A 24983-nucleotide genomic window follows, 5' to 3' on the forward strand; every position below is an offset into this window, starting at 1 on the left:
TCCCCTACGTTGAGGGAAACGCTATTAGGACTGTGGGGAACACGCATGCTCATCGACCTCAACGACAGGCTCGTCGTCGTCTCCGGTGCCGCGCAGGGCATCGGCCGCGCCATCGCCGAGCGCTTCCGGGAGGAGGGCTGCCGGGTCTTCGGGCTCGACCTCCGCTTCCGCGACGCGCTGCCGGACGGGATCACCGCGATCGTCGCCGACGTCACCGACCAGGCCTCCGTGCAGGCGGCGATCGCGCAGGTGGTCGAGGAGGCCGGCCGCGTCGACGTGCTGGTGAACAACGCGGGGATCAACGTCGAGGGGTCGGTCGAGACGCTCGAGCCCGCGCGCTTCCAGGCGGCGTTCGACGTGAACGTGGGCGGCGTGTTCCTGCTCTCGCAGGCCGTCATCCCCACGATGAAGGCGGCGGGAGGCGGGCGCATCATCAACGCGGCGTCGTTCGCGGCCGTCATCCCGAGCGTCGGCGCGGCCGCCTACGGGGCCTCGAAGGCCGCGGTCGTGCAGTTCACGCGCGTGCTCGCAAGCGAGCTCGGGCCGTGGGGCATCACCGTCAACGCCTACGCACCCGGCATGATCCCCACCGCCATGAACGGCTTCGCCGAGATGCCGGAGCCGGCGCAGGACCGCCTGCTGGACACCCTCAGCATCCGCCGCTGGGAGCGGCCCGACGACGTGGCCGACCTCCTCGTCTTCCTCGCGAGCGACCGCGCCGGCTACATCACGGGCACGCTCGTCGACGTGAGCGGCGGCAAGCTCGCGACGCAGATGCCGCAGCGCGCCTACGAGGGCGCGGGCGCGCCGGAGCGCGGGCCGCGGGACGGCATCTCGGCGGATCCTCGATGAGCGTCGCCGTCTGGGACGCCGTGCCGCTCGACGCCGTCCGCGCCGAGCACGCCGAGGCGCCGCTCTGGGACACCGAGCGCGGCACCCTCCTCTGGGCCGACCAGTACGTCGGCATCGTGCGCGAGGCCGCGTTCGATCCCGTGACGTTCGCGGTCGGGCCGGTCCGCGAGACGCACGTCGGCGGACCGGTCGGCGCGGTCGTCCGCCACGCGGAGGGCGGCCACGTGCTCGCCGCGCGCGACGGCTTCGTCCGCCTCACGGCCGAGGGCGAGCTGATCCCGATGGTCGACGTGCTGCCGGCCGACGGCATCCGGCGCCGCATGAACGACGGCGAGGTGGATCCGCAGGGCCGGCTCTGGGCGGGATCCATGGCCTTCGACAAGACGCCCGGCGCCGGCGCCCTCTACCTCCTCGACCGAGGACGCGCGACGACCGTGCTCGAGGGCGTCACCATCTCCAACGGCACCGCGTTCTCCGCCGACGGCGCCGAGATGCTCTACATCGACACGACCACGCAGCAGGTGCGCCGCTTCCGGGTCACCGACGACGACGGCAGCGGCCGGCCGGGGGTGGCGGATCCCGAGGTGGTGGTCGAGATCGACCCCGCAGACGGCCACCCCGACGGCATGTGCCTCGACGACGAGGGGTTCCTCTGGATCGCGCTGTGGGGCGGCAGCGAGGTGCGGCGCTACTCCCCGACCGGCGAGCACGTCGGCTCGGTGCGGGTGGATGCGCCCCAGGTGTCCAGCTGCGCGTTCGTCGGCCCGGATCGCGACGTGCTCGTGATCACGACCTCGCAGGAGGGCTACACGCCCGAGGACTCGGCCCGGCATCCGCGCGCGGGCATGCTGTTCGCGGTGCGGCCGGGCGTCGCGGGGCCAGGACCATCGGCCTACCGGGACTGAGAGGGACTGAGCCGCCCCCCCCCCCGTCCCCCACCGGGTTCCCCCTCACGGCGGACGCCCCCGCGCGCCCCCGCACCTAGCGTGAGCAGCACGGATCACCCATGCCCACCGAGGAGGCCATTCGTGCTCGAAGTCCAGAACGTCACGCGATCGTTCGGGGACCGCCGCGTCCTCGACGACGTGTCCTTCGCCGTGCGGCCGGGGAGGCTGACCGGATTCGTCGGCGGCAACGGCGCCGGCAAGACCACCACCATGCGGATCATGCTCGGCGTGCTCACCGCCGACTCCGGCACCGTGTCGCTCAACGGGAGCGACCTCGGCACCTCGAGCCGCCGCACCTTCGGCTACATGCCCGAGGAGCGCGGCCTCTACCCGAAGATGAAGCTGCAGGAGCAGATCGTCTACCTCGGTCGCCTGCACGGCATGAGCGCCGCCGACGCGACCACGAGCACCGAGCTCCTGCTCGAGCGACTCAGCCTCGGCGAGCGCCGTGACGACCCCATCGAGTCGCTGTCGCTCGGCAACCAGCAGCGGGCGCAGATCGCCGCGAGCCTCGTGCACGACCCCGAGGTGCTCGTGCTCGACGAGCCGTTCTCCGGGCTCGACCCGATCGCCGTCGAGACCGTGCTCGGCGTCCTCACCGAGCGGGCCGCGCAGGGCGTGCCCGTGCTCTTCTCCTCGCACCAGCTCGACATCGTGGAGCGCCTCTGCGACGACGTGGTCGTCATCGCCGAGGGCCGGATCCGCGCATCCGGCGACCGCGAGGAGCTGCGCGACCAGCACAGCCGCCCCCTCACGGAGCTGCAGATCGCGGGCGACGGCGGCTGGGTGCGCGACGTGCCCGGCGTCGAGGTCGTGGAGTTCGACGGCGGCTACGTGCTCTTCGAGGCCGACGAGGAGGCGCGGCAGCGCGTGCTCGCCGAGGCCGTCTCCCGCGGATCCGTCACGGGGTTCACCCGCCGCCGCCCCACCCTCAGCGAGATCTTCCAGGAGGTCGTCCAGTGAGCACCACCAGCGCCACCCGACGGGGCGCCGCCCCGACGTTCGCCCAGTCCACGATGCTCGTGACGGGCCGCGAGGTGCGCATGCGCCTGCGCAGCAAGTCGTTCCTCATCAGCACGGGGATCCTGCTCGTCGGGGTCCTCGCCTCCATCATCGTGAGCGGCTTCCTCACCGCGAACGGCGGCCCCGGCGGCGGCAGCGAGACCACGCGCGTGGCCGTCGTCGGCTCCGCCGCGCAGGCCGTGTCCGGCGCGCCGTCGCTCGAGGGCGTGCCCGCGAACAGCGTCGAGGACGCGCGGTCGATGGTGCGCGACGGCGACGTGGAGGCCGCGGTCGTGCCCGACACCCAGGCCGGCGCCGACGGCGCCGTGCTCGTGATCGGCGACACCTCCGCCCCCGACGGCGTCGTGAGCGCCCTCACCGACACCCCCCGCGTCGAGCTCCTCGACGAGCCGACCACGAATCCCGCCATCGCCTACATCGTGGCGCTCGCGTTCGGCATCGTGTTCTTCATCTCGGCGCTGACGTTCGGGCAGATCATCGCCCAGAGCGTCGTCGAGGAGAAGCAGACCCGCGTGGTCGAGCTGCTCATGTCGACCATCCCCGTGCGCGCGCTGCTCGCCGGCAAGGTGCTCGGCAACAGCATCCTGGCGTTCACGCAGATCGCGCTCATCGCCCTGATGTCCGGCGTCGGCCTCCTCGTGACCGGCCAGACCGCGCTGCTCGCGATCGTCGGCCCCGCGGTGATCTGGTTCGTCGTGTTCTTCCTGTTCGGGTTCGTGCTGCTCGCATCGCTCTTCGCGGCCGCGGCCTCGCTCGTGTCCCGCCAGGAGGACGTGGGCGCCGTCACGGCGCCGGTCACGTACCTCGTGATGATCCCGTACTTCGCGGTCATCTTCTTCAACGACAACCCCGTGGTGATGACGGTCATGTCGTACATCCCGTTCTCGGCCCCGGTCGGGATGCCGATGCGCCTGTTCCTCGGATCCGCGCAGTGGTGGGAGCCGCTCGTCTCGCTCGCCGTGCTCATCGCGACGACGGCGGTCGTCGTGGCCCTCGGGTCGCGGATCTACAGCAACTCGCTGCTCCGCACCGGATCCCGCGTGAAGCTGAAGGACGCGCTGAGGGGCTGACCCGCCCGCGCGACCGCCGCGCGCCCTCGACGGCCCGGCCGCATCCGCTCCCCCTGCGGGTGCGGCCGGGCGCCGCGCTCCCCCGGACGATCGTCCACGCGATCACGACCGCGGGCCGTGCCCGCCCGACGTCTTTCGTGTCGCCCGACGCCGGCCCGGCACGGCGCGTGAACTCGCGCGGCTCGCCCGCGCGCGACGCTACGGTGAGCCCGACCCGCTCCCCGAACCCGAGGACCCCCATGGCCGTCGCCGCCCGCCGCATCCTGCCCACCGCGTTCGCGGCCGTCCTCCTCACCGCGATGCTGAGCGGGTGCTCCCTGCAGCAGCTGGCCGACCTCGTGCCGCACGCCGAGACGCGCGACGACGACGGATCCATCACCGCCGGCGGCACCACCGACGTCTTCACGCTGCGCCAGGGCGACTGCCTCGACGACGCCGCATTGGCCGCCGTCAACGCGCAGGACCCGGACGATGCGCTTCCCGCGGGCGACACCGACGCGCGGGACCGCAGCGAGGTGAGCGACGTGAGCACGGTGCCGTGCTCCGCGCCGCACGACTTCGAGGTCTACGCGGCCCTCACGATCCCGGGCGGCGCGTTCCCGGGCGATGACGCGGTGTCCACGCAGGCCGACGACCTGTGCGGCGGGGCGTTCGGGCCCTTCGTCGGCTTCGACTACCAGGACTCGATCTACGACTACCAGGGCTACCAGCCCACGAGCGACAGCTGGAGCACCGGCGACCGCGCCGTGACCTGCGTCATCGGGGATCCCGCGGGGAAGACCGTGGGCTCGCTCGCCGGCATCGGGCGATAGCGACGCGGGCGGGCCGACGGCTCGCTAGACGCGGCCGGCCTCCTCGCCGCCGCGGGTAGCGCCGTCGACCTCCACGCGGTCGCCCTGCACCTCGACCGTCGCGGGGCCGTCCACCTCGACGCGCGTGGCGCCCTCGCCGTCCCCCTCGACGATCACGGTGACCTCGGGGCCGGATCCGGCGTGCTCCGCGTAGGTGTCGAACTCGGCGTCGGCGTCGTGGCGCTCCTGGGCCTTCTCCTGCGTCTCCTCGACGTCCGCCTTCGCGGAGTCGGCGAGGACGGCGCCGGCGGCCTTCGCGCGGTCGGCCACCTCGGAGCCGACCTCCCGGGCCGTGTCCGCGGCGCGCGCCCCCGCGGCCTGCGCGCGGGCGGCGGCGTCGGCGGACGCGTCCTGGATGCGGTCACCGGCCTCGCGGGCGCGATCCGCGACCTCGGATCCCGCCGCCTTCGCCTTCTCCAGCCCCTCGGACCCCGCCGCCTTCGCCTTCTCGAGCCCCTCGGACCCGGCCGCCTTCGCCTTCTCCACGGCGTCCGCCCCGGCGTCCTTCGCCTTCTCGAGCGCGGCGCCCGCGGGCGATTGCTCGTCGTCGAACGGACCGTGCACGTCGGTCACGCGGATGTTCACGCGCACGTCGCCGGCGGCAATCTGCCGGGCTGCGCGGGCGACCTGCTCCCGCGTCTCGTCGACGACGTCCTGCACGGGCGTCGGGTACTCGACCACGAGGTCGATGTCGATCACGGTGCCGCCGGCCTCCTCGGAGACCGTGACGCCGGGTCCCGTGCTCGTGCCGCGGATCGCCCGCGACGCGGCGTCGAGCGCGCGCGCGGCCGTGCCGCCGAGGTGGTGCACGCCCGAGACGCCCGCGGCGGTCTCGGCCGCGGCGACGCCCACGCGATGCGCGGCCGTCTCCCCCTCCGGGTGCGCGGCGTCGATGCCGGTCAGGTCGATGGGACGGATGGCGGGTGCGGCGTCGTTCACGGCGGTGCTCCTTCGGTGGTGCGGATGCGGATCGGTGGGTGCGCGGGTGGGTGCGGGGCGGCGGGAACGCGCGCGGCTCAGGCGGGGACGTCGGCGGCGCGGGTCAGCGCGCGGTGCGCGAGGCCCGCGATCGCGGCGCCGACCAGGGGCGCGACGATGAACGCCCACACCTGCCCGAGCGCGACGGGTCCGCCGTAGATCGCGGCCGCGATGGAGCGGGCCGGGTTCACGGACGTGTTGCTGACCGGGATGCTGATGAGGTGGATGAGGGTGAGCGTCAGCCCGATGACGATCGGCGCGACGGACGCGTACGCCTTCTGGCCGGTGACGGCGAGGATCACGGTCACGAACACGGCGGTGAGGATCACCTCGACGAGCAGCACGGCCCCGAGGCCGAAGCCGCCGGGCGATGCGGCGCCGTAGCCGTTCGACGCGAAGCCCGCGTCCTGCGCCGACGCGAGGTAGCCGGCGGGGCCGTCAGCGGCGATGAGCGCGAGGGCGCTGGACGCGAGGATCCCGCCGACGAGCTCGGCGATCACGTAGCCGGGCACCTCGCGCCAGCCGATGCGGCCCGCGAACGCGAGGCCGACGCTGACGGCCGGGTTGAAGTGGCCGCCGGAGATCCCGCCGACCGCGGCGACGCCCGCCATGACCGTGAGGCCGAACGCGAGCGCGACGCCGAGGAAGCCGACGCCGGTGGCGTTGCCGTCGTCCGGGAACGCGGACGCGTAGAGCGCGGTGCCGACGCCGCCGAAGACGAGGAGGAACGTGCCGAACGCCTCGGCGCCCCAGCGCGCGGCGGCGGACGGGCGGTTCCCGACGGATGCCGCCTTCTGCCCGCGGCCCTGGGCCGGGGTGTCGCGGGGGGCGTTCGTGGCGGTGGTCGACGTGCTCATCGGTTCGTGTCCTCAGTGGTGCGGATGCTGGTGATGCGGTTGCGGGTGGCTCGGGTCGCGCGGGACGGGATGCCCCGCGCACGGCGACGGGACCGGGCGCGCCCGGTCCCGTCCGCGCGGGCGGTGCTACTGGACGCGGCTCTTCTGGTCGTCGTCGTCCTTGTCGTCCGACGGGATGTGCACGTCGGAGACGGTGACGTTGACCTCGGTCACGTCCATGCCGACGACCTGCGAGATGGCGTCGGTGACGGACTCGCGGATCCGGTCGGCGAGGTCCTGCAGCGCGACGGGGTACTCGGCGACGACGACGATGTCCGCGGCGACCTGCTTCTCGCCGACCTCGACGGAGATGCCCTGGCCGCGGTCCTGCTGGCCGATGACGTTGCGGATCGCGCCGACGGCACGCGCGGCGCCGTTGCCCAGGTCGTGGACGCCGGGGACCTGGCGGGCCGCGATGCCGGCGACCTTCTCGACGACGCCGTCGGCGATGGTGTTCTTGCCGGCGGCGGAGTCGGCGGGCGTGTGCTTCGCGGCGGCGCGGCTGGAGGCGGTGGCGGGGGTGACGTCGGTCATGTGGTGCTCCTGATGCTCGGTGGCGCGATCCCGGATGCGGGTCGCGGTGCCAGCTCGATGACCGGCACGTCAAGGAGACGGGCAGGGCGCCCGGACCGTCCCGGACGTCCAGCGTTCCCTCAGGAGCGAGGCGCCGCCGTTCGCTCCGTGGCCACCGGGCAGCCTCCGGCGTGCGCTTTCCGGCCAGGAACGCGGGCGCGGCCGGATGCGCCGCCGACCGGTCCTCCGCCGCCGGTCCGGATGTCGCCGGGCAGGCCTAGGTTGAGGCCATGACCGACGCCGACGGCACGATCCCGCACCACGACGTCCTCGTCATCGGCGGGGGGAACGCGGGCCTCTCGGTCGCCGGACGGCTCCGGCGGTACGGCGTCGACGACGTCGCGGTCGTCGAGCCGCGCGACACGCACTACTACCAGCCGATGTTCTCGCACGTGGCGGGCGGCACCGCGCGGGCGTCGCAGGCCACCCGGCCGCAGGGATCCGTCACGCCGAAGGGCGTCACGTGGCTCCAGGACCGCGTCGCCGGCATCGACCCGGTCCAGAAGACGGTCGCGCTCACCTCCGGCGGGCGCCTCTCCTACGGCGACCTCATCGTGTGCCCCGGAATCCAGAAGGACTGGGACCGCGTGCCCGGCCTCGCGGAGGCGATGGACTCGCCCGTCGGCATCTCCAACTACGAGCACCGCTACGCCGCGAAGGCCTCGCGCGTGCTGCGCGACGTGCGCTCGGGCACGGTCGTCTTCACGCAGCCCGGCGGACCGGGCACCTGCTCGGGCGCGGCGCAGAAGCCCATGTACCTCGCGTGCGACCACTGGCGCGCGGTCGGCGTGCTCGACGACATCCGCGTGGTGCTCGTGGTGCCGACGCCCACCCTGTTCGGCATGCCGCTCGTCGACGCCGAGCTGGAGCGCAAGGTCGCCGAGTACGGCATCGAGGTGCGGTACGGGCGCGAGCTCGTGGGCGTGGATCCGGTCGCCCGCACCGTGGAGATCGCCGGCGATGCCCGCGCCCGCGCGCTCCTCGGGCCGGATCACGCGGCGCATGCCGACGACGCGGGCGTCGCCGAGCGCGAGACCATCGCCTACGACGTGCTCCATGCGGTCCCGCCGCAGTCCGCGCCCGACTGGCTCGCGGGCACCGGCCTCGCGGCGCCCGGCGATGCGGGCGGCTTCGTCGAGGTGGATCCGCTCACCCTCCGCCACCCGCGCTTCCCCGACGTGTGGGCGCTCGGCGACGCGGCGGCCACCACGAACTCGAAGTCCGGCGGCGCCCTCCGCAACCAGACCACCGCGGTCGCGAAGAACCTCGTCGCCGCCCGGCAGGGGAAGCCGCTGCCGCAGGTCTACGACGGGTACTCCGTGTGCCCGTTCGTCGTCTCGCGCTCGACCGTGGTGTTCGCGGAGTTCGACGACCGCTACCGCCCGAAGCCCACGATCCCGGGCTGGACGGGCCTCGCGAAGGAGCGCCGCATCACGTTCCTCGCCGACCGGTACGTGCTGCCGTGGGTCTACTGGAACCTGATCCTGCAGGGGCGCGCCTGATCGCCCACGCCTGATCGCTGTGCCGATCCGCCGTCCGGCGGACGCGCCGCCGCGACCCCGGCCGCCACGATGGATCCATGACGCGCCCCGGTGAGACCGTGCCCGACACCCGGGGCCGCACCGGCCTCCACCTCCGCGGGACGGACCTCGACCGCAACCCCGACGTGGCCGTGAAGCGCGTCGAGGTCACCTCCGACGGCTGGCACGTGCTCCGCCGGACGACGCTCGACCTGCGGCTGCGCGACGGATCCTGGCAGGAGCAGCAGCGCGAGACCTACGACCGGGGGGACGGCGCCACCGTCCTGCTCTACGCGGCCGACACCCACCGGATCCTCCTCACCCGCCAGTTCCGCTACCCCGCGTACGTCAACGGCCACCCCGACGGCATGCTGATCGAGGCAGCGGCCGGCCTCCTCGACGAGGACTCCCCCGAGGACGCGATCCGCCGCGAGGCCCGCGAGGAGCTGGGCGTCGAGGTCGTCGCGCTCACGCACCTGTTCGACCTCTTCATGAGCCCCGGATCCGTCACCGAGCGCGTGCACCACTACCTCGCGGCGTACACGCCGGCCGACGTCGTGGGCGTGGGCGGCGGCGTGGCCGAGGAGGGCGAGGACATCGAGCGGATCGAGGTCACGCTCGAGGAGGCGCTCGCGATGGTCGCCGACGGCCGCATCGCCGACGGCAAGACGGTGATCCTGCTCCAGCACGTGGCGCTGCACGGGTTCCCGGCGTAGGTTCGCATTCCCTCGACGGGAATGCTCAGAGCACAGGTGCCGGACCCGAACCGCGGACCTGGATCCGCGCCTCCTCCTCCCAGTCCCGCGCCATGTCGCGATAGCGCTTCCTCTGCGCCTTGTTGAAGCCCGCACGATCTGCGAGCAGGGCGAATGCCCGCGCCACCTGGTCGGGTATCGCGGCAGGATCTCCTGCGGTCGCCTCCAGGAGGATGCGGATCACCGTTGCCGGATCTCCGCCGAACTCGATGAGCCTCACGAGCTCGCGAGCGTCCTTGGCGCCTTTCTCCGAATCAGGTCGGTCGAGCAACGCCGCCATCTTCGTGGTGATGTGCGCTTCGATGGTGAGGAGGGACCAACCGCGCAGCTTCTGATCGTCGACGTATCGCGCGAGTACCTCCACCTTCAGCAGCAGGTGGTCCCCGAGCTGGGACTCGTAGGGGAAGTAAGCGTCTATGTGGATGCCATCCGCTGTGCCTCGAGCCTTCTTTGCCCCTCCGCTGTGCCGAGAGCTCTCGCTGTAGTCCTCCAATCGATCCCGCAGGGTGACCCGTCGAGACGGGTCCTGGACGATGAGGTCGATGTCCTGGCTGATATCACCACCGACCCTCAGGTAGGTCGCCCACCCTCCGATCAGGATCGACGGGTCGAGCTCGTATCCGAGGGAGTCGACGAGGAGGTGTAGCTGCGCGGACTCGTCGGCGGAGATGTCAGGTGGCATCGGGAGCCTGGTCCCACTCGCGTTCCCGGAGGAACTTGTCACGGATCGCGTATCGGTATTCGGACGCAGCCCACCCTGGAGTCGCGAAGAGGTCGGCATAGGTCTGGGCTGGCGAGCTGTACCCGCCCCACGTCCGTGCTGCACGCTTGTCCATGGCGACGATCCGGACCTCCCCGCCAGGCGGCAGCTTCGTCGCCGCGGCCACATGAGGCACGTAGAGCAGATGCTCGACGAAGTCAGCGACATGGACACCACCGAGGTGCACGTTCGCCGCGTCCGGACCGCCGAGCGCATAGGGACCAGCCGAGCTGTCCATGAGCGGTCTGGCCCCCTCGACCGTGGTCATGGCGAGGGTGTCTTGGATGAGGTTCCTCCGCGCACACAACAAGGTGAGCACCTTGTCCAGGCTCGTCACCGAGAAGCCACCGCGGGGATACTTGAGGATCGCGCCAATGAGGCTCAGGCGATCAAGGGCCAGGTTCGTCGTCGAGGCAGGCACCCCCGAGGCGAAGGCGAGATCCTCGACGCTCTTCCACCTGCGCTCCTGCAGGAGTGCAGCGTCAGCGAGAGTGCGCCAAACCAGTTCGTTGCCCTTCATGGCACACCCCTCGCTCTTTGGAATTCCTGAGTATCAATCTACAGGTAAACCTGCGACCAAAGCCAGAGCAACCTCGTCGGGTAGGCGAGGATGGACAGGTGACCGACGCCACCTCCCCCGTCTCCCCCCTCCGCCTCCACGACACCGCCGCCCGCGGGTTCGCCTCCGACAACTACTCCGGGATCCACCCCGAGGTGCTCGAGGCCATCGCGGCCGCGAACGGCGGGCACCAGGTCGCGTACGGCGGCGACGCGTACACGGCCCGGCTCCAGGAGGTCGTGGGCGAGCACTTCGGCCGCGGCGCCGAGGCGTTCCCCGTGTTCAACGGCACGGGCGCGAACGTCACCGGCCTCCTCTCGATGCTGCCGCGCTGGGGCGCCGTGATCTGCGCGACCACCGCGCACATCAACACCGACGAGGGCGGCGCCCCCGAGCGCGTCGGCGGCATCAAGCTCCTGCAAGTGCCCACCGAGGACGGCAAGCTCACGCCCGAGCTCATCGACCGCGAGGCATGGGGCTGGGGCGACGAGCACCGCGCGCAGCCGCTGGCCGTGAGCATCACGCAGACCACCGAGCTCGGCACGGTCTACACGCCGGCCGAGGTGCGGGCGATCGCCGACCACGCGCACGAGCGCGGCATGCGCCTGCACATGGATGGCGCGCGCCTCTCCAACGCCGCCGCCACGCTGGACGCCCCGTTCCGCGCCTTCACCTCGGATGCGGGCGTCGACGTCGTGAGCTTCGGCGGCACGAAGAACGGCCTGCTCTACGGCGAGGCGATCGTGGTGCTCGATCCCGAGGCGTCCGAGGGCCTCACCTACCTCCGCAAGCTCAACATGCAGCTCGCCTCGAAGATGCGGTTCGTGAGCGCGCAGCTGCTGGCGCTCCTCGGATCCGAGGTCGACGGCGTGCCGCTCTACCTCCGCTCCGCCCGCCACGCGAACGGCATGGCCGCGCGCCTCCGGTCCGCGCTCGACGGCGTGGACGGCGTCGAGTTCACGCAGGAGACGCAGGCGAACGGCCTGTTCGCGATCCTGCCCGACGGCGTCGCCGACCGCCTCCGCTCCGAGTTCCGCTTCTACGACTGGGACCCGGCCCGCCGCGAGGTGCGCTGGATGTGCTCCTTCGACACCACCGAGGACGACATCGACCGCTTCGCCGCGGCGATCCGCCGGGAGGTCGGGGCGGCGTAGCTCCCTCCGCATCCTCGAGGCCGGAGGACGGCGCTCGGGAGCCGTGCCGCCGCTCCGCCCAGGGTCAGGTTCAGGTGCGGGAAGCGCGCAGCGGCATGTGGAGGTCTCCTGACCGTCGATGAAGGCGTTGCCCCGTTCACTGGCGCCTGCCCGGGGAGAGCCGCACGGGCGCGTGGCCCGATCGGCGTCGAGGCTCCGTCCGGCGCGGGTCGGCCACCCGGCCCACCGCGCGCGTCATCCCCGCGGGGCGGGCAGCGCGCCGATCTGACCGAGCAGGGCGAGGAGGTCCGGCTGCCCGGTCTCGTCGATGATCCTGCCGTCTGCGAAGCGGTAGAAGTTGCTCGCGGCGACGGCGATGGGCTTCCCCGTCGCCGGGACGCCGAGGAACTCGCCACCGTGCGTCCCGCGGAGCTCGAAGCGGGCGGCGACATGGTCGCCTTCGACGACCAGCTGCTCGAGGGTCCACTGCACGTCCGGGATCGCGCCCCGCATGACTCCGAGGATCTGGAGGTAGCCGTCGAGTCCGTGCAGGGGCTCGGGGGAGAACGGCGTCATGAACGCCGCATCCGGGTGGATCACCTCGCGGCCGATCGCCTCGTCTCCGCTGTTGATGAACTCGAGGAACCGCTGCATCGTGGCACGCAGGTCGTGGCTCATGTCTCTCCGATCTCGTCGAGGCGCCCGAGCGGCACCCGCGGCGGATACTTTACATAGCAAGCACATCCGCTAGCCTGGCGGTGCCGGCTCCTTCCACCGGCGACGGAGGAGGTGCGCGGATGAGCGCCCAGGAGTACTTCGCCGCCGTGGTGCGGCACGAGACCGACCTCTGGAACGCCGTGGAGAGGCGGATGCGCGGCGATGGTGTCGTGAGCCTGGCGCGCCTCGAGGTGCTGCGGGTCATCGCGGCGGCGCCCGACGGAGCCCGCGTGCAGGACGTCGCGACCGGCGTCGGCGGCTCCATCGCCGCGGCCAGCCGGCTCCTGGACCGCCTCGACGCCGGCGGGCTCCTCGTGCGCGCGCCCGATCCCACCGACCGGCGGAGCGTCCGCAGCCGCCTCTCCCCCGCCGGCGAGGCCGCGTTGACGGCAGCGCACGACCGGTTCGTCGAGGCGCTGGACGCCGTGCTGGGCCATGCGGACGCCGCGGCGATCTCGGCCGGCCTCGCCGCGCTGGAGCGCGTGCAGCAGGCGCTGGAGTCGAGCCGCTGAACCGAGCGATGGACACGGGGGACGGCGTACGCCCCGGCCAGCTCGGCGTCATCAGCCGCCGGGGGGGGCGTGCCGCACCGGGCGTCCCGGCGCGACGACCACGGAACCGCGAACCCCGTCATGACGGGGAGGCACCTGCCACCCACGACGACGGGGACGCGACGCTCGGGCCCTCGGCGCCTTCCCCTACTGTGTGCGGCGCCGGATCCGGCGCTCTCGGCGGGGATTGCAAGTCCCGCTGGAGAGCATCCGCAGCACACGACAGAACGGGACAGCCATGATGAGCAGCACCTCCCGCGTCACGACGACGCGATCCCTTCTCCTCCTCGGCGCGATGAGCGCCGCCATGATCCTCACCCCCATGTCCGCCCAGGCCTCGACCCCGAGGCTGGAGAGCACCAGCCTCCGCTACCACCACCAGGTCCGCCCCGACCCGTGCTACTCCGGGACCCCGACCTTCGAGTGGCCCCCGAGCGTCCACTGCGGACCCGACAACTAGGCACGCCCCACGGCGCCGTCTTCAGCTACGTGAAGGCGGCGCCGTGGTGCGGTGGCGACGAACGTGCCGCTCCTGGAGAGCAGCAATGCGCACCAGCATCACGTCTCGCGCGGTGGAGTCTGAACCGAAATCCCGTGACGTAGCCAGTCTGCGTGAGGCGCGTCAGGGGCTCATCCGACCGTCACGTGAACTCGTGCCACCTATCGCACGATCGTCGCTGCGCCTGCGATCCGGAGCGGGCGCTTCCGCCCTACCTCGCCAGGCGCGGGAACAGCGCCTCGGCGGCGGAGCGGTCCACCTCTCCGAGCCGCTCCGCCCCGGGGCCGTCATAGACGTCCAGCTCGTGGTCGAAGCGCGCGCTCCATTCCGGGTCGGCGTAGGGGAAGTCGCTCCCGTAGAGGATGTGACCCGGCTCCGCGAACGCGAGGAGCGACGGCAGGGACGTGGGCGACGCGGACAACGCGGTGTCGAAGTAGAACTTGCGCAGTCCCGCCTGGATGCCCTCCGGCGTGGTGCCGGGGTTGAACATCGCGGCGGCGCTGAAGCGGCTGGCCGCGTAGGGCAGGAACCCGCCCGCGTGCGAGAGGATCACGCGCAGGTCCGGGTGCCGGTCGAACACGCCGTGGGCGACGAGGTCCACGGCGGTGCGCGTCGTGTCGAACGGGAAGTCCAGCAGCGCCGTCGGCATCCCCGGCAGCTGCGCGATCGGCGGCGACGTGGGGTGCACGAAGACCACGGCCGAGCGCGCCGCGAGCTCCACCCACAGCGGCTCGTACGCGGGATCACCGAGGTAGCGCCCGTTCGCGTTCGACAGCAGGAGCACCCCGTCGGCGTGGAGCTCGTCGAGCGCCCGGACGGCCTCGGCGACCGCGCCGTCGAAGTCCGGCAGCGGCAGCACGGCGAAGTGCCCGAACCGGTCCGGCCGCGACCGGACCAGCTCGGCCTGGTAGTCGTTCAGGTCGCGCGCGAGCACCCGGGCCGCGGCATCGTCACCGAAGTGGACGCCGGGTGCGCTCATCGACAGGATCCCGGTCTGGATGCCGGCCTCGTCCATCATCGCGATGGCCGCTTCGGGGTCCCATTCCGGCATCTGCCAGCCGCCGATCGTGCGCGGACCCCGTCGCGGTCCCGTGTCGCCGTTCGGCGCCCACGGATTCCACTGCGCGGATCCGCCCGATACGGCCGGGGCGCCCCCGGCCGACCCGGCCCCGCTCCCCATCGCCCGCTCTCCTGCCGCCTTCAGCGCCTCGAAGTAGAGGGGCGGGAGCAGGTGCTGGTGGACGTCGATCTTTCCTGGCATGTCAAGAACCTCCGATGGCGTTGATGGATGTCACGTGCGTGTGGTGCGGGTCATCGTCGTGATGGCCGCCGGTCAGGTGGAGCCGTGCTGCTGATCGCGTCGCGGTCAGGGTGACGGCGTGAGCGGAAGGTATTCCGAGCTGGTGGTGACGGCGGCGTGCGAGGCGTGGGCGGGCGAGGGCGCGGCCGACGCGCGGGTCCCCGGCTCGGGACGCCGTGCCTCCATCGCGCGGGCCGCGGCTTCCCGACGGGCGCGGATGAGCATGGCCGTCAGGGTCAGCAGGATGCCCGCGACCGCCCAGATCCCCAGCCGGATGATCGGAGCGGTCACGGCCGCGCCGTCGAAGTACTGGACCGACCGCAGGAGGTCGAGCGCGTCCCCCTGGGGGAAGACGTAGTAGAGCGTCTGGAAGAAGTCGTCGAGGACGTGGATCCCGAGCGGCCCACCGGAGGACGTGTTGCCCAAGATCACCAGGGCGAGCGTCATGGCCAGCGCGGCGATGGTGCCGCCGAGGGCCGCGACTCCCGTCACCGCTCCTCCGATCGCGACACCCGTCAGCCAGAGGACCCCGAACACGCCCCAGGGGCCGACGGTCACGGCATCCAGCGCGGAGTCGATCCAGAGCGTGATCAGGCCGGCGAGCAGGCCGGAGTAGATGACGAGGACGACGCTGCGCTCGACGAACTTCGGCGCCGTGTCGACCGTGCCGAGGATGCGCCCGAACACCGTCGCGCCGAGAGCCGCGCCCAACCCCGCGAAGAGGATCGCGTAGAACTCGATCGATCCGACCGGGTCGTTCTCCGGCAGAGGGGCGAGGTCGGTGGTCTGGTTCGTGGACTGCGCCTTCGCCGCGATCGAGGCGCCGATGCCGGAGACCGCCTGGGCGACGGCGCGGCCCCCGCCGCTGGCGGTGTAGGTGGAGACCGTGCCGCCGGTACCCGGCGCGGGCAGGACGACAGCGCCGTCCACGTCCCGGTCGAGCACGGCGGCCTGGGCCTCCTCGGGGGAGGGCACCACGGTGAGCTCCAGCGACCCCTGCTGCTCGAGCGCGACGATCGTGTCGGCGTCGCCGGTCACCGCGAGGTGGATGTGGTTCGGCGTCGGGTCGCCGAACGCGGTCGAGTAGCTGACGAGCATCGCCATGGCGAGGAGCAGGATCGCGACCCCGCCGAGGATCAGGTTCCGGTAGCGATGGATGGAACCCGGCCCCTCCGACGTCAGCGCGCCTCCCGCGACCGCCGCCTCGAAGTCGGGGTGCTGCGGGGAGTCTCCGCGGCGATGTGCCGTCTCGGTCACGTGGGTCATCATGTCCTTTACAGTTGTCCAATAGATGACGACTGTACACACGGTCGGGGCCTCTGACAAGATGGATGCATGACGCAGGGAACGAGCGCATTGCCGGACGGCGCGTCCCGGGTCGACCCGCGGGTCGCCCGCACCCGCTCCGCCCTGATCCAGGCGCTCACGGCGCTGGTGTCCGAGGCCCCGAAGGGCACGGCGATCTCCATGAGCGCGGTGGCGCAGCGGGCGGGCTTCAGCCGGCAGGCGCTGCACAACCACTACGACAGCGTCGGCGACCTCGCGACGGATGCGTGGATCAGTCGGCTCCTCCAGGACTGCCCACCCGCCGCCGACGGCCCGGCGAACCTCGCACAGGCGCTCACCGACGCGGTCCGGGAGCACGGGGTCGAACCACTGCTGGCCGCCGGGCGCGCGGACCGCGAGTTCTTCGACAAGCTCCGGGCCATCCCGCGCGGGGAGCGCGTCGCCGAGGTCATCGCGGCGGTGGTGAGCACCTGGTTGATGGAGTCGCACCATGACGACGCCTCGCCGGGGATCGCCCTCACCGCTGACGCACGGACCTTCGCGATCGGCGGGATGGTCGCGCTCGTGTCGACCTGGCAGATGGCGGACGCGCCGCCGAGCACGGCCCAGCAGGTCGCGACGCTCCGCGCGTTCGCCGCCGCGACCGCGGCCGCCACCGCGACCGCGACCGCGTCCGACTAGACGGCGGGGACGTCAGGGCCCCTGAGCCGCACGCCGACCCGCCCGAGCCGCGGAGCCCGGGCGGGACGTGCGTCAGGCGTCGTAGGCGACGTAGTGCAGCTCGGCGTCCCGTCGCTCGTCGTGGAGCGTGACGTACGCCTGCGCGATGACGTCGGGCTCGGCATCCGGGCGACCGCCGCCGATCAGCGCGGTGATGGCGACGAACGCGACGTAGACCCCGCGCTCCGCGAGGGCGGCGTGGAGGTTCAGCGTCCAGTTCCGCAGTCCCGCCGCGGCGATGTTGATGTTGCCGCGGGCCGGCGTGGGCGCGAGCGAGCCACCGCCCGTGGTCACGATGACCGTCCCGGAACCCGCGGCGATCATGTCCGGCAGCACGGCGCCGATGGCCGCCACGGCACCGCCCAGGTAGAAGTCGATCTGCGGCTGCAGGTTCTCCATCGTCACGTCCAGCGCGTCGACCGACTCCAGAGCGCGATCCGCCGGGGAGAACTCGAGCACGTCGATCGGACCGAGCTCGTCGCGGATCGAACGGAGCGCGTCCCTGACCGTGTCGGGCTGGGTGATGTCGGCCGTGAAGCCCCGGGCGGTGATGCCATCGGCACCGAGCGTGCGCTCCAGGCCGTCCAGCTTGGACCGGTCGCGCGCCACGAGTGCGACGTCGAAGCCCTTCCGCCCGAAGGCCCGCGCGATCTCGAGGCCGAGTCCCGGCCCCGCTCCGATGATGGTGATGAGGGGCATGATGCGTCCTTCCCGTGGCGCGCTGCCGAGCCACGTGTCCTGATGCGATAAGTTGAGTAGGTCCTCAAGTGCGCTCGAGCCTATGTTGAGGATGCCCTCAAGATCAAGTGGAGCCCCCATGAGTCCTGCACCCGGCCTGCGCCGAGACGCTCAGGCGAACGTCGAGAAGCTGCGCGCTGCCGCCGTGGCGGTGTTCACCGCACGAGGGCTGTCCGCTCCGCTGGAGGACATCGCCCGAGAAGCCGGCGTGAGCATCGGGACGCTCTACAACCGCATCGGCTCCCGGGACCAGCTCATCGACGCCGTCGTGCCGGACATCGCCGGCGCGAAGCTCGCGTCGCTCCGGGACCGGACCTTGGCCGAGGGCTCCCCGCGCGCGCGGCTGGAGACCTTCATCGCGGAGATGATCGATCTGCAGCGCAGCGATCCCGCCATGAACGACGCGATGCTCCGCCGCTATCCCGACGCGGTGCTCCTCATCAGCGCGTGCGAACGGTCCATGGCCCTCGGGGCGAAGCTCGTCGACGACGCCCACGACGCCGGCGTGCTCTCGCCCGATTTCACGACGGATGACCTCATGAGCGTGCTGTGGATGGCCGGGATGGCCAGCCACGACCCCACCGCGCCGGACGGATGGCGTCGCGTCGTCGACCGCAGCATCGCTGCGGCCTGGATCGCCGGGAGCTGACACCGGCCTCCGCGAGCACCCGCCCAGCCGGGCGATGCGTTCGCCCAGGATGCGCGCTCGCGGACGACCACGGGGCGTCGTCCCCTCGTACCCTTCATCCATGCCCGTCTTCCTCGACCTCGACAACACCCTCGTCGACCGGGATGACGCCTTCGCCTCGTGGGTCGGGGGCGCGGTTCGCACGTGGGGTGGCGACGAGAGCGACGCTCGGTGGCTCATCGACGCCGACAGGAGCGGCTACACCCCCCGGCGAGAACTGGCGCGGATGATCCAGGAGAGGCTCACCCCGCCCCTGTCGACCGATGCCATCGTCGACCAGCTCCTCTACGAGCACGTCGCTCTGATCGCGTGCTACCCGGGGGTGGTCGATGAGCTGGAACGACTGACCCGCGCCGGCGTCGCGCTCGTCGTCGTCACGAACGGCGAGTCCACGCAGCAGAGGATGAAGCTGCGGCTCACCGGGCTCGACCGCCTGGTGATGGACAGCGTCATCTCCGGAGAGCTCGGAGCCAATAAGCCCGATCGGCCGATGTTCGACGCCGCTCGAGCCGCCGTGCCCGACGACGGCTTCGCGTGGATGGTCGGTGACCATGTCACGGCTGACATCGCCGGCGCCCGCGCCGCGGGTTGCTCGACCGCATGGGTGAGCCACGGTAGGCCGTGGCCGGAGACGTGGACACCCGACCTCATGGCGAGCCAGCCCGGCGATGTCCTGAGCCGTGTACGCGACCGCCTGCTTCGGCGTAGCGTCACGCGCTGAGCTCCCCTCCGACGGCAGGGCCATGGGACGGACGGCTCCCCTCATGGGAGGCGTCCGGCAGGGGCCGGCCACCGGACGCCGGAGGTGGCCGACGCACGACCGTGCCGTCCGGAGCGCCGCCCGTCTCGATGGACCGGTCCGGTGGAGGGTCCGCTGAAGGGGGTGGGATGCGGCACCCTCCGCGGCCTCCCCGGGCACCATCCCCTGACACGGAACGGCGGCGGGCGGCCCCCTCGGGAGCCGGCCGCCGCCGTGTCTCGTGCGGGCGCGGATCAGCCCGTGTTCTGCAGGCCCGCCGCGATGCCGTTGACGGTGAGGAGCAGGAGCCGGTGGTCCGGATCCGTCGGGTCGGCCTGGCCGGGCGCGCCCTGGCCCGCCGCATCGGAGGCCGGCCTGCGCAGCGCGCGGAGGGCGCGGAGCTGGAGCAGCGAGAGCGCGTCGACGTACGGGCTGCGCAGGCGCACCGCGCGGCGCAGCACCGGTCGCCCCTCGAGGATCTCGTCGCGGCCGGTCGCCTTCCGCACCCACTCGCGCGTCAGCTCCATCTCCTCCGTGACGAGCGCCGCGAGATCCGGCCGGTCGCCGAGCGCGAGGTAGCGCTCCGCGAGGCGGCCGTCGGTCTTGGCGAGCGACATCTCGACGTTGTCGATCATCGACGTGAACAGCGGCCACTCCTCGTACGCCTTCCGGAGCACCGCCTCGTCCCCGACGGCGGCCAGCGCGGATCCGAGGCCGAACCAGCCCGTGAGGTTGATGCGCGCCTGCGTCCACGCGAACACCCACGGGATCGCCCGCAGGTCCTCGAGCGACTCGACCGAGAGGCCGCGGCGGGCGGGCCGCGAGCCGAGCGCGAGCAGCCCGATCTCCTCCATGGGCGTGACCTGCGCGAACCACGGCGCGAAGCCGGGCGCCTTCACGAGCTCGAAGAAGCGGGCACGCGAGGCCTCGTCCATCGTGCGGACCATCTCGGCGGACCCCTGCGCGGCGACCGCGTTGCGCTCCTCGTTCGAGGGCGCGGACGCGAGCAGCGTGGCCGCGGCCATCTGCTCGATGTGGCGGGCGGCGATGCGCTTGTCGCCGTAGTGGGCGAAGATCACCTCGCCCTGCTCGGTGAGCTTGAAGCGGCCGTCGACGGATCCCGGCGGCTGGGCCCGCACGGCGCGGTCGGCCGGTCCGCCGCCCCGGCCGAGGGCGCCGCCGCGGCCGTGGAAGAGCGTGAGCTCGATGTCGTTCTCGCGCGCCCAGGCGGCGATGCGGGCCTGCGCGTCGAACAGCGCGAAGGTGGCGGACACCGGCCCGACGTCCTTCGAGGAGTCGGAGTAGCCGAGCATGACCTCGAGCTTCCGGCCGGTGGCGGCGAGACGCGCCGCGACCTGGGGCAGCCGGATCATGCCGTCGAGGATCTCGGTGCTCGCGTTCAGGTCCGCGAACGTCTCGAACAGCGGGATGACGTCGAGCACGGGCGCCTCCTCCGCGGAGCCGAGCGCCAGCGCGGCCAGCTCGTGCACCGTGCGGATGTCGTCGGCCGACTGCGTGAACGAGACGATGAAGCGGGAGAACGGCGGGACGCCGTGGCGCTCCTGGAGGCGGGCGAGCGTGCGGAACACGTCGAGCACCTCGACCGTCATGGGCGCGAGCTCGGGGGCCTGATCGCCGGAGGCGTCGGCCGAGGCCACGGCGAGCACCTCGCGGAGCGCCTCGCGGTGCACCTGCGAGTGCTGCCGCACCTCCATCTCGGCGAGGTGGAAGCCGAAGGTCTCGGCCTGCCAGACGAGGCCCTGCAGCTCGCCGCCCGCGATGCGGTGCGCACCCGCGCTGCGGAGCGAGGCCTGCAGCACCCGGAGGTCGGCGAGCAGCTCGGCGGCGGACGGATAGGCGATGGGGTCGTCGTGGCGCTCGCGCGTGGCGGCGAGGCGGCCGGCGATGACGAGGAGCACGCGGCGGTGCAGCTCGGCCGGGGCGCGCGTGCCGATGCGGGCGGTGAGGTGCGGCGCGAGCGCGTCCTGCGCGGCGGCGAGCTCCCGCAGCTCGGCGCTCGGCGGGGTGTCCGCGTCGCCGAGCGTGAGCGAGCGGCCGACGCGGAGGGCGACGCGCTCGAGCCCGAGCAGGATGTGCTCGCTGGCGATGCCCGCGGCCTCCTCGGTGACCGCCGCGGTGACGTACGGGTTGCCGTCGCGATCCGCCGCGATCCAGTTGCCGAGCCGGAAGAAGGCGGGCGCCACGGCGTCGCGCACGCCGGCCTCGTCGCCGAGCAGCCAGTCGTCGAGCAGGCGGTAGACGCGCGGGACGACCTCGAACAGCGTCTGGTCGAAGACGCCCATCGCGGTGCGGACCTCGTCGAGCGGGGTGGGCCGCGTGGTGCGCAGCGGCGACGTGCGCCACAGGCCGTCGATCTCCTCGAGCAGCCGCCGGTCGACGTCCTGGCCCGTGAGGGTGCCCGCCATGGCGCCGTCGCGTTCGGTGAGCAGGTCGCCGATGCGGCGGATCCCCGTGGCCACCGCCCGGCGCCGGGCCTCGGTGGGGTGCGCCGTGAGCACCGGGTGGAAGCGCATCGCGCCGAGGCGGCGCATGGCCTCCTCGCGGCCGAGCTCCGCGGTGAGCGTGCCGACCGCGTCCGGGATGGAGTCGGGCACGAAGCCCGAAGCCGCCTCGCGCTCGCGGAGGACGCGCACGCGGTGGTGCTCCTCGGCGAGGTTCGCGAGGTGGAAGTAGCAGGTGAACGCGCGGGCGACCTGCTCGGCGCGCTCGGGCGTGAACGTGGCGACGAGCCGCTCGGCGTCGTCGATGGAGGCGTCGCGCGCGCTCTCGTACGCGTCGATGACGAGCTCGCGGAGCCGCTCCACGTCGTCCAGCAGGTCCTGGCCGCCGGACTCGCGGAGCACCTGGCCGAGCAGCCCTCCGAGGTGGCTGACGTCGGAGCGGAGCGCCGGCTCGACGGCGTCGCGCGTGCCGTCGCGGGTGGAGTCGTGCTCGAGGGGAAGCGGCTTCTTCGGGGGAGTCGTCACGGTGTCGAGGATACGGAAGCCGCGCGGCGGATCCTGCGCATGACGTCCGGGGACGCGTCCTCCGGCCGCGGATCCGGCCGTGGCGGGGACCCGCGGGGGACGGATCAGGCGGCGACGGGCGCGGCGGTCCGCTCCTCGCGCGGCATCCGCAGCGCCGCGTACGCGGAGGCGGCGAGCAGCAGCACCGCGCCCGTCGCGAAGGCGACCGGGAACGACACCGCGTCCGCGAGGTACCCGGCGACGAGCGGGCCGACGATGGCGCCGAGGTCCGAGACCATCGAGAACACGGCGACGGGTCGGCCGCTGCGGCCGCCCGCGGCGTCGCCCACCGCGGCGCCCGGCGCCGTGCCCATGAAGGACGCGGCGGCGCCGAACAGGCAGAGCAGCACCGTGAGCACGATCACGTTCGGCGCGAACGGGATCGCGACCATCAGCACGCCCGCGACGGCGAATGAGCCGACGATCGCCGGCCGGCGCCCGACCTGATCGACGAAGCGGGCGGCGGGCGCGAGGGCGAGGGCCTGGACGACGGCGGCGCACGCGAACGCGATGCCGGTGGAGGCGGCGGGCGCGCGGATCACCTCGACGACGAGCAGCGGGATCAGCGAGCTGCGGACGCCCATCGACGCCCACCCGTTACCGAGGTTCGCGAGCAGCGCGGCGCGGTAGCGGGTGTCGCGGAGCACCTCGCCGAAGGGGCGCGACGGCTCCGCGGGGCCGGTCGCCTCGGCCTGGCCCGTCCGCTTCGACAGCAGCAGGAGCCCGATGACGCTCGCGACCGCGAGGGTCGCCGCGTAGAAGAAGAAGGGAGCGGTGAGCGAGACGGTCGCGAGCACGGCGCCGAGCGCGGGGCCGGCCATGCCGCCGATGAGGAAGCCGCCCTGGTAGAAGCCGATCGCGCGGGCGCGGCGGGTGGGATCCGTCGAGCCGAGCAGCAGCGTCATGGCGGCCACCGAGAACATCGCCGACCCGATGCCGCCCGCGCCGCGGAGCAGGAGGAGCTGCACGTAGTCCTGCGCGAGGCCCGCGAGCCCGGAGGAGAGGGCGACGATCGCGAGGCCGATCGCGAGCACGGTGCGCTCGCCCGTCGCGTCCATGATCCGCGCGACGAACGGGCTCATCACGAGCCGCATCAGCGCGAAGGCCGAGATGACCGCGCCGATCTCGAAGCTGCCGACCCCGAAGCCGCGCGCGTAGACGGGCAGCACGGGCACGACCACGCCGAAGCCGACCATGACGAAGAAGGCGATGATCCCGAGGACGAGCACGTCGCGCGGCAGCGTCGCGCGCGGGGCGCGGACGGGGCCGCGGGTGTCCGGCATGCCGCCGTCGCCGGGCTCGGGGGTGCTCGCGGATCCGCCACGACGGAAACCGCGCATGCGTTCAGGTTACGCGGTGCGCGGCGCCCGTTCCGCCGCTCAGGGCGTGGCCCGTGCCGCCCGTGACGACCTAGCTGCGACCGGGATCAGCCGCCCGCGCCAGCGCGGCGCTCGGATCGGAGGCCACCTCGGCGGTCCCGTCGTACACCGACCGGTCGATCTCGCCGTCCGGCGCCGCGACGAGCATCGCCACGAACGTGTCGCCGTTCACGTTGAGGAAGGTGCGGAGGATCCCGGTGAACCAGTCGACCGCGATGAGCAGCCCGACCGCCTGCACCGGCAGCCCGAGCGTCGACGCGAGGAACAGCGCGACGACCGGGAAGCCGCCGGGCACCGTGATCGTGCCCATGTTCAGGAGGATCGCGAGCCCCATCCCGAGCAGCACCTGCGGGGGCGAGAGCGCGAGGTCGCCGGACTGGGCGAGGAAGAGCACGACGATCGTGTAGTTGAGGACGGCGCCGTATGACCCCATGGTCAGGCCGATGGAGAGCGTGAAGGCCGCCACCCGCTCGCTCACGCCGACCTTCTCGACGGTGTTCCGCAGCACCGTCGGGTAGGTGACCGCGCTCGAGGTCGTCGTGACGGCGATGAGGGTCTGCTCCGCGAGCTTCCGCGGCAGACGGCGCGGGTCGAGGCGCGTGCGCACGGCGACGACCGCGACGAACACGACCGTGAGGATGAGCACGCCGAGCGCCGTCGTGCCGAGGTAGGCGAGCGCGCTCGTGATGACCGCGAGCCCGACGTCGGCGGTGAGGCCCGCGAGCAGCGCGAAGACGCCGAGCGGGGCGATGCGCATCACGAGGCGGATGAGGCGGAGCAGCACCTGCTGCAGCTGCTCGAGGAGCTGGAGCACGAGCGTGTTCCCCGTGGTGGCGACGTAGCCGTTGAGCGCGACGCCGAACAGGAGCGAGAAGACGATGATCGGCACCATCGACGCGGTCGACATCGATGCGACGACGTTGGTGGAGAAGAATCCGAGGACGGTGTCCTGCCACGTGGCGGCCTCCGGCGCGGAGTCGGCGAGCGCGGGGTCGACGTCACCCGTGAAGGTCGCGCCCGCGCCCGGCTGCAGGAGGGTGCCGAGCCCCACGGCCACGACGGCGGCGAGGACGGAGAAGCCGATCATCCACGCGAACGTGCGGAGCGCCATGCGGCCGGTGCCCGCCCCGCCGACGGACCCGGTCGCGACGATCACCGAGGCCATGACGAGCGGCACGATGGCCATCTGGATGAGACGGATGAAGACCTGTCCGAGCACGGCGACGTCGGACGCGAGCCCTCCCGCCACCAGTCCGAACGCGATGCCGACGACGGCGGCGAGGCCGATCTGCACGGCGGGGTTCCTCAGCGCGGTGCGCGTCATCAGCGGCTCCTGGGTCGGCCCGGGCGGCCCGCTGCCGGCCCGGCGCATGCTGACCATTCAGCCGGAGCGCTGTTGCGCCCCCGTTTCGACGGTGTTGC

25 protein-coding genes are annotated in these 24983 nt (G+C 72.7%); 13 read left to right on the forward strand and 12 right to left on the reverse strand.

Translation table 11 applies throughout. The annotated features are described in order from the left end of the window. Window positions 1-45 precede the first annotated feature (45 nt). From ITJ44_RS10265 to ITJ44_RS10285, 5 genes are all read left to right on the forward strand, one after another. On the forward strand, window positions 46-852 hold the full coding sequence (locus ITJ44_RS10265; RefSeq protein ID WP_194635188.1) for an SDR family NAD(P)-dependent oxidoreductase: 807 nt from the start codon (window positions 46-48) through the stop codon (window positions 850-852). Beyond that, the gene (locus ITJ44_RS10270; RefSeq protein WP_194635190.1) at window positions 849-1757 is read left to right on the forward strand and encodes an SMP-30/gluconolactonase/LRE family protein; all 909 of its coding nucleotides are present in this window, start codon (window positions 849-851) and stop codon (window positions 1755-1757) included. The genes ITJ44_RS10265 and ITJ44_RS10270 overlap by 4 nt, the downstream gene beginning before the upstream one ends. A gap of 123 nt (window positions 1758-1880) precedes the next feature. After that, entirely contained in the window at window positions 1881-2762 is an 882-nt protein-coding gene (locus ITJ44_RS10275; protein WP_194635192.1) for an ATP-binding cassette domain-containing protein, read from the forward strand. Continuing rightward, the gene (locus tag ITJ44_RS10280; RefSeq protein ID WP_194635194.1) at window positions 2759-3892 is read left to right on the forward strand and encodes an ABC transporter permease; all 1134 of its coding nucleotides are present in this window, start codon (window positions 2759-2761) and stop codon (window positions 3890-3892) included. The genes ITJ44_RS10275 and ITJ44_RS10280 overlap by 4 nt, the downstream gene beginning before the upstream one ends. 239 nt (window positions 3893-4131) lie before the next feature. Then, window positions 4132-4704 (forward strand): septum formation family protein, encoded by a 573-nt coding sequence (locus tag ITJ44_RS10285; protein WP_194635196.1) that lies wholly within the window; start codon window positions 4132-4134, stop codon window positions 4702-4704. Window positions 4705-4728: 24 nt separating this feature from the next. Here the strand turns inward: ITJ44_RS10285 and ITJ44_RS10290 are convergent, their stop codons facing one another. From ITJ44_RS10290 to ITJ44_RS10300, 3 genes are all read right to left on the reverse strand, one after another. Further along, the gene (locus ITJ44_RS10290) at window positions 4729-5682 is read right to left on the reverse strand and encodes an Asp23/Gls24 family envelope stress response protein (RefSeq protein WP_194635198.1); all 954 of its coding nucleotides are present in this window, start codon (window positions 5680-5682) and stop codon (window positions 4729-4731) included. 77 nt (window positions 5683-5759) lie between these two features. Beyond that, window positions 5760-6578, reverse strand: a complete 819-nt coding sequence (gene aqpZ, locus ITJ44_RS10295) for an aquaporin Z (RefSeq protein WP_194635200.1) — start codon at window positions 6576-6578, stop codon at window positions 5760-5762. Between the two features lie 126 nt (window positions 6579-6704). Continuing rightward, complete coding sequence (locus ITJ44_RS10300; protein ID WP_194635202.1) at window positions 6705-7151, reverse strand: Asp23/Gls24 family envelope stress response protein; 447 nt, start codon at window positions 7149-7151, stop codon at window positions 6705-6707. A gap of 269 nt (window positions 7152-7420) precedes the next feature. On the opposite strand from ITJ44_RS10300, the gene ITJ44_RS10305 reads away from it, so the two are divergent. Together ITJ44_RS10305 and ITJ44_RS10310 are read left to right on the forward strand one after the other, a co-directional pair. After that, window positions 7421-8692 carry an NAD(P)/FAD-dependent oxidoreductase gene (locus ITJ44_RS10305; protein ID WP_194635204.1) on the forward strand — a complete coding sequence of 424 codons (1272 nt, stop codon included), beginning with the start codon at window positions 7421-7423 and terminating at the stop codon, window positions 8690-8692. A 77-nt stretch (window positions 8693-8769) separates the two neighbouring features. Further along, on the forward strand, window positions 8770-9426 hold the full coding sequence (locus ITJ44_RS10310; protein ID WP_194635206.1) for an NUDIX domain-containing protein: 657 nt from the start codon (window positions 8770-8772) through the stop codon (window positions 9424-9426). Between the two features lie 25 nt (window positions 9427-9451). On the opposite strand, the gene ITJ44_RS10315 is transcribed toward ITJ44_RS10310, so the two are convergent. Both ITJ44_RS10315 and ITJ44_RS10320 read right to left on the reverse strand, forming a co-directional pair. Continuing rightward, on the reverse strand, window positions 9452-10147 hold the full coding sequence (locus ITJ44_RS10315) for a nucleotidyl transferase AbiEii/AbiGii toxin family protein (protein ID WP_194635208.1): 696 nt from the start codon (window positions 10145-10147) through the stop codon (window positions 9452-9454). Next, window positions 10137-10745 (reverse strand): hypothetical protein, encoded by a 609-nt coding sequence (locus ITJ44_RS10320; RefSeq protein WP_228494970.1) that lies wholly within the window; start codon window positions 10743-10745, stop codon window positions 10137-10139. Before ITJ44_RS10320 ends, ITJ44_RS10315 begins: the two co-directional genes overlap by 11 nt. 98 nt (window positions 10746-10843) lie before the next feature. On the opposite strand from ITJ44_RS10320, the gene ITJ44_RS10325 reads away from it, so the two are divergent. Then, entirely contained in the window at window positions 10844-11938 is a 1095-nt protein-coding gene (locus ITJ44_RS10325; protein ID WP_194635210.1) for a low specificity L-threonine aldolase, read from the forward strand. 234 nt (window positions 11939-12172) lie between these two features. Here the strand turns inward: ITJ44_RS10325 and ITJ44_RS10330 are convergent, their stop codons facing one another. Further along, window positions 12173-12595 (reverse strand): ester cyclase, encoded by a 423-nt coding sequence (locus ITJ44_RS10330; RefSeq protein WP_194635212.1) that lies wholly within the window; start codon window positions 12593-12595, stop codon window positions 12173-12175. A gap of 119 nt (window positions 12596-12714) precedes the next feature. On the opposite strand from ITJ44_RS10330, the gene ITJ44_RS10335 reads away from it, so the two are divergent. Together ITJ44_RS10335 and ITJ44_RS10340 are read left to right on the forward strand one after the other, a co-directional pair. After that, entirely contained in the window at window positions 12715-13146 is a 432-nt protein-coding gene (locus tag ITJ44_RS10335) for a MarR family winged helix-turn-helix transcriptional regulator (protein WP_194635214.1), read from the forward strand. Window positions 13147-13423: 277 nt separating this feature from the next. Then, window positions 13424-13645 carry a hypothetical protein gene (locus tag ITJ44_RS10340; RefSeq protein ID WP_194635216.1) on the forward strand — a complete coding sequence of 74 codons (222 nt, stop codon included), beginning with the start codon at window positions 13424-13426 and terminating at the stop codon, window positions 13643-13645. A 250-nt stretch (window positions 13646-13895) separates the two neighbouring features. On the opposite strand, the gene ITJ44_RS10345 is transcribed toward ITJ44_RS10340, so the two are convergent. Together ITJ44_RS10345 and ITJ44_RS10350 are read right to left on the reverse strand one after the other, a co-directional pair. Next, on the reverse strand, window positions 13896-14945 hold the full coding sequence (locus ITJ44_RS10345) for an amidohydrolase family protein (protein ID WP_194635218.1): 1050 nt from the start codon (window positions 14943-14945) through the stop codon (window positions 13896-13898). A 105-nt stretch (window positions 14946-15050) separates the two neighbouring features. Beyond that, window positions 15051-16241 carry a hypothetical protein gene (locus ITJ44_RS10350; RefSeq protein ID WP_194635220.1) on the reverse strand — a complete coding sequence of 397 codons (1191 nt, stop codon included), beginning with the start codon at window positions 16239-16241 and terminating at the stop codon, window positions 15051-15053. 78 nt (window positions 16242-16319) lie between these two features. On the opposite strand from ITJ44_RS10350, the gene ITJ44_RS10355 reads away from it, so the two are divergent. After that, window positions 16320-16952, forward strand: coding sequence for a TetR/AcrR family transcriptional regulator (locus ITJ44_RS10355; RefSeq protein WP_194635222.1), 633 nt, complete (start codon window positions 16320-16322; stop codon window positions 16950-16952). A 72-nt stretch (window positions 16953-17024) separates the two neighbouring features. Here ITJ44_RS10355 and ITJ44_RS10360 read toward each other — a convergent pair whose 3' ends face one another. After that, window positions 17025-17690, reverse strand: coding sequence for an SDR family oxidoreductase (locus ITJ44_RS10360; RefSeq protein ID WP_194635224.1), 666 nt, complete (start codon window positions 17688-17690; stop codon window positions 17025-17027). A 118-nt stretch (window positions 17691-17808) separates the two neighbouring features. On the opposite strand from ITJ44_RS10360, the gene ITJ44_RS10365 reads away from it, so the two are divergent. Together ITJ44_RS10365 and ITJ44_RS10370 are read left to right on the forward strand one after the other, a co-directional pair. Continuing rightward, window positions 17809-18378: a TetR/AcrR family transcriptional regulator gene (locus tag ITJ44_RS10365; protein ID WP_194635226.1), complete on the forward strand. Its 570-nt coding sequence runs from the start codon at window positions 17809-17811 to the stop codon at window positions 18376-18378. 100 nt (window positions 18379-18478) lie between these two features. Further along, window positions 18479-19138 (forward strand): HAD family hydrolase, encoded by a 660-nt coding sequence (locus ITJ44_RS10370; protein WP_194635228.1) that lies wholly within the window; start codon window positions 18479-18481, stop codon window positions 19136-19138. Window positions 19139-19410: 272 nt separating this feature from the next. On the opposite strand, the gene ITJ44_RS10375 is transcribed toward ITJ44_RS10370, so the two are convergent. The 3 genes from ITJ44_RS10375 to ITJ44_RS10385 form a co-directional block, all read right to left on the reverse strand. Continuing rightward, entirely contained in the window at window positions 19411-22143 is a 2733-nt protein-coding gene (locus tag ITJ44_RS10375; RefSeq protein WP_194635230.1) for a phosphoenolpyruvate carboxylase, read from the reverse strand. 104 nt (window positions 22144-22247) lie between these two features. Next, window positions 22248-23522, reverse strand: a complete 1275-nt coding sequence (locus ITJ44_RS10380) for an MFS transporter (RefSeq protein WP_228494971.1) — start codon at window positions 23520-23522, stop codon at window positions 22248-22250. Window positions 23523-23592: 70 nt separating this feature from the next. Continuing rightward, window positions 23593-24885, reverse strand: a complete 1293-nt coding sequence (locus tag ITJ44_RS10385; protein ID WP_194635232.1) for a dicarboxylate/amino acid:cation symporter — start codon at window positions 24883-24885, stop codon at window positions 23593-23595. Window positions 24886-24983 lie beyond the last annotated feature (98 nt).

The sequence above is a fragment of the Clavibacter sp. VKM Ac-2873 genome (genome assembly GCF_015351075.1).
GTDB lineage: Bacteria > Actinomycetota > Actinomycetes > Actinomycetales > Microbacteriaceae > Clavibacter.

Bases quoted from the DNA above. Each gene is read 5' to 3' on its own strand.
- ITJ44_RS10265 (WP_194635188.1), top strand. From the start codon at position 46: ATGCTCATCGACCTCAACGACAGGCTCGTCGTCGTCTCCGGTGCCGCG.
- ITJ44_RS10270 (WP_194635190.1), top strand. From the start codon at position 849: ATGAGCGTCGCCGTCTGGGACGCCGTGCCGCTCGACGCCGTCCGCGCC.
- ITJ44_RS10285 (WP_194635196.1), top strand. From the start codon at position 4,132: ATGGCCGTCGCCGCCCGCCGCATCCTGCCCACCGCGTTCGCGGCCGTC.
- aqpZ (WP_194635200.1), bottom strand. From the start codon at position 6,578: ATGAGCACGTCGACCACCGCCACGAACGCCCCCCGCGACACCCCGGCC.
- ITJ44_RS10300 (WP_194635202.1), bottom strand. From the start codon at position 7,151: ATGACCGACGTCACCCCCGCCACCGCCTCCAGCCGCGCCGCCGCGAAG.
- ITJ44_RS10305 (WP_194635204.1), top strand. From the start codon at position 7,421: ATGACCGACGCCGACGGCACGATCCCGCACCACGACGTCCTCGTCATC.
- ITJ44_RS10310 (WP_194635206.1), top strand. From the start codon at position 8,770: ATGACGCGCCCCGGTGAGACCGTGCCCGACACCCGGGGCCGCACCGGC.
- ITJ44_RS10315 (WP_194635208.1), bottom strand. From the start codon at position 10,147: ATGCCACCTGACATCTCCGCCGACGAGTCCGCGCAGCTACACCTCCTC.
- ITJ44_RS10320 (WP_228494970.1), bottom strand. From the start codon at position 10,745: ATGAAGGGCAACGAACTGGTTTGGCGCACTCTCGCTGACGCTGCACTC.
- ITJ44_RS10330 (WP_194635212.1), bottom strand. From the start codon at position 12,595: ATGAGCCACGACCTGCGTGCCACGATGCAGCGGTTCCTCGAGTTCATC.
- ITJ44_RS10335 (WP_194635214.1), top strand. From the start codon at position 12,715: ATGAGCGCCCAGGAGTACTTCGCCGCCGTGGTGCGGCACGAGACCGAC.
- ITJ44_RS10340 (WP_194635216.1), top strand. From the start codon at position 13,424: ATGATGAGCAGCACCTCCCGCGTCACGACGACGCGATCCCTTCTCCTC.
- ITJ44_RS10345 (WP_194635218.1), bottom strand. From the start codon at position 14,945: ATGCCAGGAAAGATCGACGTCCACCAGCACCTGCTCCCGCCCCTCTAC.
- ITJ44_RS10355 (WP_194635222.1), top strand. From the start codon at position 16,320: ATGACGCAGGGAACGAGCGCATTGCCGGACGGCGCGTCCCGGGTCGAC.
- ITJ44_RS10360 (WP_194635224.1), bottom strand. From the start codon at position 17,690: ATGCCCCTCATCACCATCATCGGAGCGGGGCCGGGACTCGGCCTCGAG.
- ITJ44_RS10365 (WP_194635226.1), top strand. From the start codon at position 17,809: ATGAGTCCTGCACCCGGCCTGCGCCGAGACGCTCAGGCGAACGTCGAG.
- ITJ44_RS10370 (WP_194635228.1), top strand. From the start codon at position 18,479: ATGCCCGTCTTCCTCGACCTCGACAACACCCTCGTCGACCGGGATGAC.
- ITJ44_RS10380 (WP_228494971.1), bottom strand. From the start codon at position 23,522: ATGCGCGGTTTCCGTCGTGGCGGATCCGCGAGCACCCCCGAGCCCGGC.
- ITJ44_RS10385 (WP_194635232.1), bottom strand. From the start codon at position 24,885: ATGACGCGCACCGCGCTGAGGAACCCCGCCGTGCAGATCGGCCTCGCC.